Origin of the sequence: Pseudobacter ginsenosidimutans (genome assembly GCF_007970185.1) — a bacterium.
In the GTDB taxonomy this organism is placed as follows: domain Bacteria; phylum Bacteroidota; class Bacteroidia; order Chitinophagales; family Chitinophagaceae; genus Pseudobacter; species Pseudobacter ginsenosidimutans.
Genome location: NZ_CP042431.1, coordinates 4,002,263 through 4,015,325 on the forward strand (window position 1 = coordinate 4,002,263; position 13,063 = coordinate 4,015,325).

Below are 13,063 nucleotides of genomic sequence, written 5' to 3' on the forward strand. Positions count from 1 at the left end.
TCATGTATTTACAAACAGATGAACAAACCATCGATGATCTCCGTCTGTTCGGAAAGCGCGACAATAGTGGAGTATTCGATCTGTACAATCATGCGCATACACGTGGTGGTGAGGCCCTGCTGAAAGAGCTCTTCCGTCGTCCGCTCGCTGACAGGGATGCCATCAATAAAAGAAGCGCCATCATTCAGCATTTTGCACGTACCGGCCTTGCTTTCCCTTTCACCGGGTCAATGTTTGATATGGCCGAGAAATATATGATGGCCGATGAGCCTGCAAAACAGGGCTCGCAGAAAGGCGCTTTGAGCGAGAAAGAGATTGGCAATGGTGTGGCCGCTGTGATTGAGATGATACAGCGCACGAAGATCTTTATTGCATCTAAGGAGGTGACGTACCTGCAGGAATATGCAGCAGAAAGAAACAATATCGATCTGCTGTTAGCTGAACACGCTTTCAATCCGGTACTGAAAGAACAGGCAAAAGGAAAATTATCCTATACGGCCATAGCTGCTTATGACGTACTCTTCCGTTCGCAGGAGCGGGATAAGATCATGAAACTGCTGGATCATATCTATTACCTCGACGTGCTGTTATCAGTAGCTAAAGTAGCCATCCTACGGAAATTCATCTTTCCAAAGGCGCTGGATAAAGGTTCGGGGATATTGAACCTGGAAGGCGTTCATCACCCCGAGCTGAAAGATCCGGTGAGCAATGACATGAAGATGGATGCCAGCCGGAACCTGGTTTTCCTCACTGGCGCAAACATGGCGGGTAAGTCCACTTTCCTGCGTGCTGTGAGCATTGCGATGTATATAGCGCATATGGGTTTTCCTGTTGCTGCAAAAAAGATGGAGTTTTCGGTTATGGATGGGATTTATACAACCATCAACCTGCCGGATAACCTGGGCATTGGCGCCAGTCATTTCTATGCGGAGGTGTTGCGGGTGAAGCAGGTGGCTACGGAATTGAGCTTGAAGAAATCCCTGTTCATCGTGTTCGATGAACTGTTCCGGGGCACCAATGTGAAGGATGCGCATGAAGCATCGGTGGCGGTTGCACTGTCGTTCGCCAAAAAAACTGACAGTCTCTTCATTGTTTCTTCCCATATCATTGAAGCAGGAGAGCAACTGAAAGAACTGGACAATATCGGTTTCCTGTACCTGCCTACCCTTATGAACGGCCATATGCCGGAATACACGTATAAACTTGAAGAAGGGATTACGGATGATCGTCATGGTATGATCATCATTCGCAATGAAGGGATACTTGAAACGCTGAACAACGGCCGAAAACACGCTGTTCGGTAACGCAGCGCGTACCCAATTAAATACAGGGTGTGCCCAATCGCTCGCGGGGACGCGAGCGACTGCCGCTCTCCGGCTATTTACGACTCTCCAATTTTCAAAAAAGCTAATCATGAGTTTCAATATAGACAAACAAACACTGGATGAACTCAACCTGACCGGAAAATTCAAATCCGGCTCAGTGTATGCACTATTCAATAAAGTAAGAACAAGTGGAGGAGAACGTCTGCTGGACCATATGTTCCGTCATCCGCTTGAAGAGGCAACTGCCATCAACCATCGCAGTAGTGTTTTCCAATATTTCCAGCAGGCTGACCTGAATTTTCCTTTCGATGTACAACAGATCAGCCAGATGCGGGAGTATGTAGATTCTACTGCTAACCCTGGCGTCATCCGGGTATTGGCACAAACCTTCGTTAAGCGTGTGCTGGCCGGTCTGACCCGCGATGAACGGTACAAGAAAAGTGTACAGGGGCTGCAAGCCACCATCGTAACGGTTAGTAAATGTTATGCCTTCGTCGAAAAGCTACAGTCAGATAAAGGCCCTTATGCAGATAAGATACTAGCCATGAAGGAACTGCTTTCTGATAAGCGTTTACAGAAGCTTCGTGAGATCGATATCTATGCAGATATGCCATTAAAGAAACTGGCATATTATGAACATGCATTGAAAAGTTCCCTGCAACGGGAAATGAATGAACTGTTGCAGTTCATTTTTGAGCTGGATGTGAACATTGCCGTTAGTGCTGTTGCGCGCCAGAAGAAATTCCGTTACGCAACAGCATTGCCGCCGGAAAGGAACCTGTTTGCCGTGAAAGGCCTGGCGCATCCCGGCATCGATGGAGCTATAGGGAATGATCTGCGGATGGATACCAATAGCAACGTGATCTTTCTCACCGGCGCCAATATGGCCGGCAAATCAACTTTGATGAAATCCATCGGCATCAGCCTGTATCTCGCACATATGGGATTTCCGCTGGCTGTGAACGAAATGACATTCTCTGTTCGTGCCGGATTGTATTCCTCCATCAATGTTGCGGACAATATCGGACTGGGATACAGCCATTTTTATGCAGAAGTGGTGCGCGTGAAACAGGCAGCAGAAGCCGCTGCTACTGGCAAAAGGCTGCTGCTGATGTTCGATGAACTGTTCAAGGGTACAAATGTGAAAGATGCCTATGATGGTACACTGGCCATTACCAAAGCGTTTGCTGAGTACAGGGATTGCCTGTTCATTGTAAGCACGCATATCATTGAAGTAGGGGAGGCGCTGAGATCACAGGATAATATTCAATTCGTTTACATGCCTACTGTTATGGAAGGTGTGAAGCCAAAATATACTTATCAATTGCAACAGGGTATCACGGAAGACAGGCAGGGTATGATGATCATCAGGAATGAAGGGATCCTGGAATTGATGGACTGATATACCTGACTGGCTTGCTCACTGAAGGGGCTTTGCCCAATTATTCGCATTCAGTTCAGGATTCAGAACAATCGAGCTGAATTTGTAGGTAAAGGTTTTGTTATCCCTCATCTCTTTGACCGTGTAGGGCAATTGCACCTGCTGTGCAGTTTTGAAATCTGAAAAAAGATACGTGATACTCCTGTTGTCGATTTTGGCGGAAGAGCCTGTCAGCCTTTGTTCATTGTCGAATGCCCACGCTGTACTGATGCCATTGACCGAAACGATCATGCTTGTTGTCTGATCCTTTTTTTCAGGAGAGCTGAGGATGGAAATTTTTGCCAGTGCCGTTTCCTGCAGGTTGAATATGCCGGATAGACCGGCTAATTGGATTTCCCTGATGCGGCTGGAAACAAGGGTGGTGAATTTATTGTTAGACCATTCCCATCCGGTATTACCCTCTGTTTGTTCGATGCCGATCAGTTGTCCCTGTTTCCTGTATTCATTGCGGATCTTTTGTAAGGGGAGATCGAGATAGGTGGTTATCTGCAATGCGCCATTGCCAAGCGATGATTCAAGTTTCACTGTTTTGATGACATTCAGTTGTTTCCCTCCAAGAGCCAGATTGGCCTTGTTCAGGAACTCCCGGGCGCTGCCCATATCTTTTGGGCGGGTACCGGGCTTGTTTGGTGATCCTTTTTCCACTTTATCTTTTCCTGGCAAATTTTCATCTGCATAATAAGTGGTGCCGTTGACCACTATAGAGGATACAGCATCTGAAGTAAAGCAGCTGTTCACACTTTTTTCTCCATTATTGAAATGAAGGGTTAGTACTCCATCTTTGATGGTGTACTTTCCATCGGTTTCTTTCTTGTTTTTTCCATATCCACTTACGTTCTCTCCCGAAATATAGGTAGAGCTTGCGCTGGAAGAGTTGAAGCTGCCATCAGGGTTGAACCGGATCCCTTTATGCGCGCGGTTTCCAACATAGGGCGCATTAGTGCCTGATCCGATACCTCCACTCCCGGAGGAGTAACTGAAACTATAATATCCCGGAGGTATCTTATTGGCTGGTTCCTTTCTGAAGATGGTGGTGCCATTGTACCAGAAACTGCCATCCCCATCATAGGGAATGGGAAAAACTTCTTTCTTTGAATCTATTAGCTTAATGGCTCCTTTTTCAATGGTATACCGGCCACTGACCTCAGTCTGCCACCCATTGCCAAGATTGGTGCAATAGGTGCCGTCTGGCCGGAAATATAAAATTATCTCAGTGCTTTCCATTCCGCCACCGAATGTTGCACTTGGGTCCCACCGCATACCAATAAACGCAGCATGCATATACTTTCCCTGTTGGGCCGGAGCAAGGCCTGGGTGCAAAAGAAGCATTAACAAAAAGGTGAACAGCTTCGGAAGGGAGCACCTGTGGTAAGTTGTCATTGTTTTTTTGCTTTGATTAGGCTAATCGGATAGATCAAAAACTGTTCCGGTTATAGCAGCTGCGGTTTTGAAAGACCAATGGGTAAATTCCGATCCGGATTCTACCAATAAAAAATTGTATTCTTGCTGTTCAGCTGCTCATCTTTGAAAGCAAGAAATGGACCCGAACCCTCAATACTCCGACAAAGAATTACTCCGGCGCATTGCCCTGGGAGATGAGCAGGCATTCACTTCACTTTTCTGGCGGTATAAAGACAGGATCTATTCAACCGGCCTGCGCCTTACCGGTTCCACAACCGAGGCGGAAGAGATCGTACAGGACGTTTTTGTGAAACTCTGGACCAAAAGACAAGACCTCACAGACATCGGTAATCTCGAAGGTTATGTTTACATGATGGCGCGCAATTACACATTCAACAGTCTGCAGCGTATTTCAAAAAAGATAGCTGGGGGCACTGCCGGCATTGAGGAAAGGGATTTGGATGAAGTGGCTGCAGATGCGATCCTTGAAGAAAAAGAGCTCAATGAGCTCCTGTTCCAGGCCATCCGTCAGTTGCCTGCCCAACAACAAAAAGTGTATCAGCTCATCAAACAGGAAGGGTTTACCAAGCAGGAAGTGGCAGATAAACTGGGCATTTCTATCCATACCGTAAAATCCCATTTCGATGCCGCCGTCAGGGCTATCAGGGCATTCATCACAGCCCGGATCGAGTTGTCTCTTATCCTTATCTGGCTTGCCGAAAAAAATTTTTAAGAGCACTCACCAGTTGGGCGCCTGTCCACTGTCTTTATATTCACTGAAGATTATTTTGTCATGAATGAACGGCTTTCATACCTGTTTCAACGATTGTATACCGGAAACATTTCTCCTGAAGAAAAAGAGGAGTTGTATGTGTTGATGCAGGATCCGGGAAATGCTTTGGAGATCAAGGACCTAATTCAGCAGACCTACAGTGAGCCGGTAAAAGATGTTTTACCTGAGCAACGCTCCAAAGATATTCTACAGGCGATCCTGCAAACCACGCCCATTGAGGTGCCTGTTGTGCATAGTCTTCCGCGGAGGAACTGGTGGCGTGTAGCGGTGGCCGCAACAATTGTGCTGGCCCTGGCTGCCTGGCTGCTGGCGGATCGCATTAACCAGTCAGCAAATTCGCCTGCCACAAAACAGATCGCGGATATCGCACCCGGGAAAGAAGGTGCAGTGCTTACATTGGCAGATGGAACAGAAGTTTTGCTGGACACAATCCGGAATGGAGTGGTGGCCACCCAGGCGGGAGCTACTGCTACTGTGGTGAATGGCGCATTGCAATATGAAGGAATGGGGGAGGAAACCCTGTACAATACCATGCGTACGCCGAAAGGAAGACAATACCAGCTTACGCTTCCCGATGGTTCAAAAGTCTGGCTCAATGCAGCCAGCTCTATCAGCTACCCGGTCACCTTCAGCGAAAGGGAGAGAAGAGTGAAAGTAACAGGTGAAGCATATTTTGAAGTAATGCCGCGGCAAAAACACCCATTTGTGGTGAATATCAATGACCGGGCGCAGGTGGATGTTCTGGGAACTGCTTTCAACGTGAATGCCTACGAAAATGAAAAAGGGATCACCACTACCCTGGTGGAAGGTGCTGTTCGGGTAAGGAATACCGGTAGTGCAAGCGAGATATTGTCGCCCGGGCAACAGGCTGCTATCGGACAAAACATTTTCATCTCTGATGCCAACATAGAAAGTGTTACTGCCTGGACCAATGGCAGCTTCTATTTCAACCAGGTAAGGCTGGAAGAGATCATGCGCCAGATCGAGCGTTGGTATGATGTGGAAGTAGTGTATGAAAAGGGTATTCCCGAAGTACAATTGTTTGGTAGTGTGAAAAGGAACCTGAGCCTCGAAGGGATCATCAGGGGATTGAAAGATATGGGTGTGAACCTCCGGCTCGAACCCGGAAGGAAATTGATCGTAACTGCTCAATGATTTGAAATATTTGCCTCCTAACGTTAGCGCAATCCTGATCATTAACCTTTCCTGCCGCTACTGCGGCTTTCCATAAACCTTTCCTGTGGTCATCTCCCATAAAACAAAACCGCCACGGCTCGAACCCGTGACGGTGAAGTTCGGGTTGAATCAAATGCGTCAAAGCAATTTATTAACAACCAAAACAAGTCCAGCCGTTGCAATGCTCCGGCTGGCAGGCCAAAATTATGTCAAAAACTGCTACCAATGACCGTAGCGCCGGATCCTTTTTGCTCACAGGGAAGGAAGACATACGGTTATGGGCTCCAATGCTTAAGGTAATGAAACTGCTTAGCTTCCTGCTTTTCATCGTTTGCATGACTGTTGCTGCGCGGCCAAAAGCGCAAACAGTATCGCTCTCCATTAAAGATGCTCCCATGGCAGAGGTATTCACTGCTATCAAAAAACAAACAGGTTTTGAAGTGGCAGGTAACCTGATGGCGCTGAAGAAAGCACGTCCTGTTACAGTATCCGTTAAGGATATGCCGCTGGAAACATTTCTTCAACTGTTGTTCCGCGATCAGCCGCTGACCTTCCGCCTGGATGGACAGAATATTTTCCTGCTGGAAAAACCTGGCGGATCGCCGGTAAATAATAAGCAGGGAATTGAAGCAGAGGACTTACCTCCACCCACAACCGATATCTCCGGAAGGATCTTGTCTGCCGCAACAGGTGAGGCCGTTGCTTCAGCATCCATCCTCGTGAAAGGCCAGAAGAGCGGCACCAGTTCCGACAGGCTGGGTAAGTTCAGTCTTTCAGGACTTACCGATAATGTAGTGCTGGAGATCTCTTCCATTGGTTTCAAGCCAGTGGCTATTCCGCTCGGGAAGCTGCTTGCGCTGGAGAACGGAAAAACTCTTTCTATAGACAAGACCATCGTTCGGAAGACCGGTTCGGAATTCACTTTTTTTCTGCTGGCCGCCGATGTGGAAATGGATGAGACCGTAGTAACCGCCTATGGCAAAACAACCAGGAGGCTGGCTACCGGCAATATCGCAACCATCAAGGGGGAAGAGATCCAAAGACAACCGGTGATGGGCGTACTGCAGGCCCTGGTGGGCCGTGTGCCGGGCATGGTGGTATCGCCATCCTCAGGTAATGCCGCAGCTCCGGTGAGCGTAACCATCCGCGGCAGGAATACCATCAATCAATATTCAGTTGGCGATCCGTTATATGTGATCGATGGAGTTCCCTTCACTTTTTTGAATGCATCCAAACAAACAGAGCTGCTGGATGTATCCACAGGAATAGTACAGGGAGGCTTAACCAATACCAATGGTGAGAATCCGCTATTCAGTATCAATCCCGCAGACATCGAACGCATTGAGGTTTTCAAGGATGCAGATGCAACAGCCATCTATGGGTCCAGGGGCGCCAATGGCGTGATACTGATCACTACAAAAAGAGCAAAGGCTGGCCCTCCCCGGTTAGACATCAGCGTTAACTATGGCCTCAAATTCAATCAGCGCTATCCCAAACTCCTGAATACACAGGAATACCTCGCCATCCGCAAAGAAGCGCTTCGCAATGATGGCATCATTCCTGATAAATTCAACGCTCCTGACCTGGTAGTTTGGGACTCTACAAAATTTACCGACTGGCAAAGGGAGTTGATCGGCACAGGCAATACACTTAATGTGAATGTTGGCATTGGCGGCGGCAATTCACAGTCCAGCTATTCGCTTTCTGCTGCCTATGTTTCGCAGCAGGAGATCATGAATAACGGAGGTAAGAATATCCGGGGTAATGTGAATATGAATTTCAATCATTCCGGATTGAACCAGAAATTCAAACTGAGGCTGGGCAATACCATTTCCCTGACCGATTCCCGCGCATATGCGCTGGGTAATATTACCGCTTTGCCTCCCAATGCGCCTGATATCTATACTGAAAAAGGTGAGTTCAATTTCGTTCCATACAGAGGACAACAAACTTCTATCTTTCCTTTTTCCGGTCTCAAAGTTCCGAGCGACAGCAGAACAATTAACCTGCGTTCCAATATGAATGTCAGCTATGAGATATTGAACGGGCTCATTGTTTCTACACTTGCAGGGTTCAATTTTTCAAGTAATGAAAATATCCGCATTACACCGGGCATTTCACAAGACACATTCTACAAAACCAATCCCGGTGCTTTCTATGGTAGATCAGCCAATAAGGGATTCAGCCTCGAGCCTCAGATCGCATACGCTACCACGATAGGTAAGGGGAGGTTGCAGGTGCAACTTATCGGTACTTACAATAGTCTCACTACCCGTGGTGAAACCATCGAGGGTAGGAATTTTGCAAACGATGCATTGATGAAGAGCTATAACAATGCAGGCACCAGGCTGATCTCGGAAGGGTATAAAGAATACAAATATGTTTCAGGTGCAGGTATCCTGAACTATAACTGGAATAACAAGTATATCGTTAATCTGAATTTAAAGAGAGACGGTTCTTCCAGGTTTGGCCCGGGCAAACAATTCGGTAATTTTTATTCCGTGGGGGCATCCTGGATCGCTTCGGAAGAAGGATGGTTAAAAGACAGGCTGCCTTCCTGGCTCGATTTTATCAAGTTCAGGGGAAGCTATGGTATCACGGGGAGCGATGTGGGCAAGGATTATGAGTATCTGTCGCGCTGGGGTACGGCCTCGGTTTTATACAGCCCGCTGCCGCTTTTCAAATACAATGGTATGGATGCATTCCATGTTTTGCGTCCGTTGGCGCAGGACTTTCATTGGGAGTCCACCAGGAAATCGGAGATCTCCACCAGTCTGGCTTTCTTCGATTACTTGTTCACGTTGGATATATCCACGTACAGGAATGTTTCCAGTGACCAGCTGACTGAAATCCCAACTCCCACTTATACGGGCTTCGACAATACTGTTACCAACTGGCAGGCAAAAGTGGCCAATACCGGGCTGGAGATCAACCTGGAAGCGAAGTTCATTCAGAAGAAAGATATGAGCCTTTCCATGAGGGCGGGTTACTCCAGGAACAGGAACCGCCTGTTGGACTTTCCCAACCTTGCACAATCACATTATAAAAGCAGCCTTAAAATAGGATATCCGGTGAATGTGGAATACCTGCTCAAATACACCGGCATTGATCCCCTCACTGGCTCCTATACTTTTGAAGACCTCAATAAAGATGGCACCATCAATTCCGGGGCCGGCGCTATCCCATCTACCTATAATGATGACCGTTATATCATAATGTCCAGGACCCGGAAATATGATCTGAATGGCGGGCTTGTTTTTAGTTACAAAGGTCTCATGGTCACTGCCGGATTCGAGTACGTGAATACATTACAGGAAGATCCTTATCTGAGTGCGGTGGTGGGAGGAATGTTCAATATTTCACTTCCATCTGAAATATCGGAGAAACATTGGAAGAACCCGGGTGATCAGGCTAAATATCCCAGGTACACTACAACCCCTACTGGCATCAATAAATCGCCCTTCAACAAATCCGATGGCAAGTATGTGAACGGATCATTCTTCCGGATGAACAGCCTGGCGATTTCCTACAGTCTTCCTCAAAACTGGTGTAAGAAAGTGGGTATGAACAACGCATCTTTTTCCATACAGACTTCCAATATTTTTTACATCACGCCTTATGAAGGACTGGATCCTGAGATCAAATCCGGCGTTTATTCAACACCTATTCCAAGAACTATCGAATCCAGTTTGAGGTTCAGTTTCTAAATCACTGTTTATGCAAAAACTAACGGCAATATATACATGCTTATTCCTTTTTTCAGGATCGCTGCTGCTGAGCAGTTGCAGGAAGCTGCTGGAAATATCTCCCCCAATCGATACGGTTACTACCGGGGAAATGTTTGCTAACAATAAGCAGGCGGAACTGGCCATTGCCGGCGTTTATTCAACGCTGGCGCATGGAACGCAGATCACAATAACCAGCCTGATACCCGATTACGTTTTCTCTTCCGGTTTGTCTACTATTACAGGAAGCTTTTCTTCTGATGAGCTGCTGCCACCAGCTTCGGCTACCGGCGAGGAACTGCGCCTTGCTCAGAATAAGATCAACCTTGGCGCTACCGCAAAGACCGATGCATTATGGAAGAGCGCTTACAAGGTGATCTATGATGCCACCGCCGTGATTGAAGGTATTGAAGCGTCTACATCTGCAGCACTGATAGGCAGTGTAAGGGATCAGCTGACAGGCGAGGCGCTGGCGCTGCGGGCATTCAGCTATTTCTACCTGGTGAATTATTTTGGCGATCTGCCGATGGTGCTGACCAGCGATTCCAAAAAAATACTGGCGCTCAAAAGATCCCCGGTATCCCAGGTGTATGATCAGATCATTTCAGACCTGGTGAAAGCCCGCTCCTTGCTGAGCAGCGACTTTGCTTTTACCGGCAATGAGAAAATTCGGGTGAACAAATGGTTTGCCGAAGCCCTGCTGGCGCGCGTTTACCTGTATACAGGCCGGTACCAGGATGCCATCAACAGCTCTACAGCTGTGATCAACCAAACAGGTCTCTTCGGTCTCAACCAGGAATTGTCTGATGTATTCCTGAAGAACAGCCGTGAAGCCATCTTCCAGCTGAAACAAACCACTGATGATGCCTTTCTGAAAAATGGAACACCCGAAGGACTCAGGCTTTTGTTTGTTCCCGGCCAGCTGCCTGCGCCATTGTTCACATTGAGCGAACAATTGCTGAACAGCTTTGAAGCCAATGATAAGAGAAAAACGGTTTGGACAGCTTCACATCCTCCTCATCAAACACCTGCCAAGTATAAAAATGGAGAAGGCAAGGAATACTATATGGTGATGAGGCTGGCTGAACAGTATCTGATACGCGCAGAAGCAATAGTGCGTGGTACACCAGGCAATGCAGGTGCAGCTGTTGCCGATCTCAACCTGTTGCGCAGAAGAGCAGACCTTACTGAGCTGGACAATAACCTGCCTGCCGCATCTGTGCTGGATACCATCATGCATGAAAGAAGGATCGAGTTCTTTGCTGAATGGGGCCATCGCTGGTTCGATCTGAAGCGAACAGGCAAAGCTCATGAGGTATTGTCTGCTATTCCCATAAAACAGCCCTGGGCTGGAGACTTCCAGTTACTCTATCCCATCCCGGCTCCGGAGATAAAGAACAACGCTTTGCTGGAGCAGAATCCTGAATACGATAATTTTTAAATCAGCGCCATGTTATTCACCGATATACAATTAAAGAAGCGCGGCATGAAATGCCTGAAACCTTTGACCTTTACGGTTTTTCTGCTGACGGTGCTCTTGTCCGCCTGTAATAAGAGAGAACTGAATCCCGGCAATCCGGCCGCCATACAGGTGTTCAATGCTCTCAATGATGGCACCAGACTATATACCAATTTATCTGATCAGCGGCCGGACTATTTCCGGCTCAGCCGTCAGATCCTTAATAAAGCGACCCTGCGGCTGAATGTAAATGATCCGGTCAATTCTTCGGTTACACTATCCTGGTATAGCATACCGGACACCATGCAGAAAGACCAGCCCATCATAATGGCAAAAGAGAAATTTGAGAATGGCGCCATCTATTCCATGTTCATTTATGGTTCCAAAACATCGGCAAAATATACCTGGCAGAAAGACATCATTCCGCCGCTTGGTAATGCCGACAGCGTAACCTGGATCAGGTTCGCCAACTTCAGCGAAGACCAGGTGATCAGTGTGAACCTGAAAGGAGAGCCTGCAGGAAGTTTCGTACAGGACTTACCGTTATATTCCCTTTCAGAATTTGTGAAGCTCAGCGTTGTGAAGTCTATTCAGAAATATGAATTTGAAATAACCGACTCCAATACCGGAACGCTGATCACAACCTATGTTATAGAAAAGTTGTACGATCCTGGCGTCTTCTGGTACAACCGTTCAAACACCCTTGTGCTTACAGGAAAACAAGGCGCTACAGGAACTTTACTGCCTGCTGTAACGCGGATCAATTATCGATAAATAATCGTCCTCATTTGAGCATCTAAATTATCCATTACATATTATGAGTACAGTGTTAAAAGTGGAGAACCTCTCCCACAGGTATTCTACTGCCTGGGCTATCCGTGACATCAGTTTCGAGATCAGCCAAACAGGAGTGATCGGATTGCTGGGATCCAATGGAGCCGGTAAATCCACCACCATGAATATCATTTGTGGCGTGCTGAAACAAACAGAAGGTGAAGTGTACATCAATGGCATCAATAAAAAGGATGATCCCCGGCTGGCGAAACGACAGTTAGGATTCCTCCCGCAAACACCGCCACTCTATTTCGACTTTACCGTGAACGAATACCTGACCTATGCGGCAGATCTGCGCTTCATTGAAAAAACAGCAGTGAAGAAAGCTGTGGCCGAAGCGATGGACAAAACAGGAATCGCACATTTCAGTTCCAGGCTGATCAAGAACCTCTCCGGTGGTTACAGGCAAAGGGTTGGTATTGCACAGGCCATCATTCACAAACCCAGTGTGGTGATACTGGATGAGCCCACCAATGGTCTCGATCCAAACCAGATCATCGAAGCGAGAAAACTGATCAGGGAGATCGGCAATGAGCATATCGTATTATTGTCTTCCCATGTGCTGTCTGAGATCAATCTCTTATGCCGCGACATCATCATGATCGAAGGAGGCCGCATCGTTTTCTCCGACTCGATGGATTCTTTCAACAATTACCTGCAACCTTCCAGCGTATTGGCCGTGATGGAGAATATGCCTGCTGAAGCTGAGCTGCTGAAATTAAGAGGAGTGACCAAAGTGGAATTCCTCTCGGGCAGGCAATGCAGGATCTATTTCGCCGGTGCCGATAATATCACAGAGCTGGTGATTGCCGCCAGTATGCAGCACCAGTGGAGGCTGCAGGAGATCAACCTTGAAAGATCCCTCTTAGATGATGTATTCAAACAATTGTCCAGGCAATCTTAAACACC

Annotated in this window: 9 protein-coding genes; 8 read left to right on the forward strand and 1 reads right to left on the reverse strand. The window is 47.3% G+C overall.

Annotated features, from left to right (window positions below; translation table 11 throughout):
• Window positions 1-2 precede the first annotated feature (2 nt).
• Together FSB84_RS16070 and FSB84_RS16075 are read left to right on the forward strand one after the other, a co-directional pair.
• Window positions 3-1,304 (forward strand): MutS-related protein, encoded by a 1,302-nt coding sequence (locus FSB84_RS16070; protein ID WP_130538953.1) that lies wholly within the window; start codon window positions 3-5, stop codon window positions 1,302-1,304.
• 109 nt (window positions 1,305-1,413) lie between these two features.
• Window positions 1,414-2,727, forward strand: coding sequence for a MutS-related protein (locus FSB84_RS16075; RefSeq protein WP_130538954.1), 1,314 nt, complete (start codon window positions 1,414-1,416; stop codon window positions 2,725-2,727).
• An 18-nt stretch (window positions 2,728-2,745) separates the two neighbouring features.
• Here FSB84_RS16075 and FSB84_RS16080 read toward each other — a convergent pair whose 3' ends face one another.
• Window positions 2,746-4,047 (reverse strand): hypothetical protein, encoded by a 1,302-nt coding sequence (locus tag FSB84_RS16080; RefSeq protein WP_130538955.1) that lies wholly within the window; start codon window positions 4,045-4,047, stop codon window positions 2,746-2,748.
• A gap of 256 nt (window positions 4,048-4,303) precedes the next feature.
• Between FSB84_RS16080 and FSB84_RS16085 the strand changes: the two genes are divergently transcribed.
• The 6 genes from FSB84_RS16085 to FSB84_RS16110 all read left to right on the forward strand — a co-directional run bounded on the left by FSB84_RS16085 (window position 4,304) and on the right by FSB84_RS16110 (window position 13,058).
• Entirely contained in the window at window positions 4,304-4,900 is a 597-nt protein-coding gene (locus tag FSB84_RS16085) for an RNA polymerase sigma factor (RefSeq protein WP_130538956.1), read from the forward strand.
• A 60-nt stretch (window positions 4,901-4,960) separates the two neighbouring features.
• Window positions 4,961-6,115, forward strand: coding sequence for a FecR family protein (locus tag FSB84_RS16090; RefSeq protein WP_130538957.1), 1,155 nt, complete (start codon window positions 4,961-4,963; stop codon window positions 6,113-6,115).
• Between the two features lie 227 nt (window positions 6,116-6,342).
• Complete coding sequence (locus FSB84_RS16095; protein ID WP_130538958.1) at window positions 6,343-9,843, forward strand: SusC/RagA family TonB-linked outer membrane protein; 3,501 nt, start codon at window positions 6,343-6,345, stop codon at window positions 9,841-9,843.
• A gap of 10 nt (window positions 9,844-9,853) precedes the next feature.
• Complete coding sequence (locus FSB84_RS16100; RefSeq protein ID WP_130538959.1) at window positions 9,854-11,302, forward strand: RagB/SusD family nutrient uptake outer membrane protein; 1,449 nt, start codon at window positions 9,854-9,856, stop codon at window positions 11,300-11,302.
• A 9-nt stretch (window positions 11,303-11,311) separates the two neighbouring features.
• Window positions 11,312-12,094 (forward strand): hypothetical protein, encoded by a 783-nt coding sequence (locus tag FSB84_RS16105; RefSeq protein ID WP_130538960.1) that lies wholly within the window; start codon window positions 11,312-11,314, stop codon window positions 12,092-12,094.
• A gap of 43 nt (window positions 12,095-12,137) precedes the next feature.
• Complete coding sequence (locus FSB84_RS16110; RefSeq protein ID WP_207234169.1) at window positions 12,138-13,058, forward strand: ABC transporter ATP-binding protein; 921 nt, start codon at window positions 12,138-12,140, stop codon at window positions 13,056-13,058.
• The last annotated feature ends 5 nt before the right edge of the window (window positions 13,059-13,063 follow it).

What these genes read in the sequence shown, in the direction of transcription:
- FSB84_RS16110 (WP_207234169.1), top strand. Translation starts at nt 12,138, where the DNA reads ATGAGTACAGTGTTAAAAGTGGAGAACCTCTCCCACAGGTATTCTACT.
- FSB84_RS16095 (WP_130538958.1), top strand. Translation starts at nt 6,343, where the DNA reads ATGTCAAAAACTGCTACCAATGACCGTAGCGCCGGATCCTTTTTGCTC.
- FSB84_RS16100 (WP_130538959.1), top strand. Translation starts at nt 9,854, where the DNA reads ATGCAAAAACTAACGGCAATATATACATGCTTATTCCTTTTTTCAGGA.
- FSB84_RS16070 (WP_130538953.1), top strand. Translation starts at nt 3, where the DNA reads ATGTATTTACAAACAGATGAACAAACCATCGATGATCTCCGTCTGTTC.
- FSB84_RS16085 (WP_130538956.1), top strand. Translation starts at nt 4,304, where the DNA reads ATGGACCCGAACCCTCAATACTCCGACAAAGAATTACTCCGGCGCATT.
- FSB84_RS16090 (WP_130538957.1), top strand. Translation starts at nt 4,961, where the DNA reads ATGAATGAACGGCTTTCATACCTGTTTCAACGATTGTATACCGGAAAC.
- FSB84_RS16075 (WP_130538954.1), top strand. Translation starts at nt 1,414, where the DNA reads ATGAGTTTCAATATAGACAAACAAACACTGGATGAACTCAACCTGACC.
- FSB84_RS16105 (WP_130538960.1), top strand. Translation starts at nt 11,312, where the DNA reads ATGTTATTCACCGATATACAATTAAAGAAGCGCGGCATGAAATGCCTG.
- FSB84_RS16080 (WP_130538955.1), bottom strand. Translation starts at nt 4,047, where the DNA reads ATGCATGCTGCGTTTATTGGTATGCGGTGGGACCCAAGTGCAACATTC.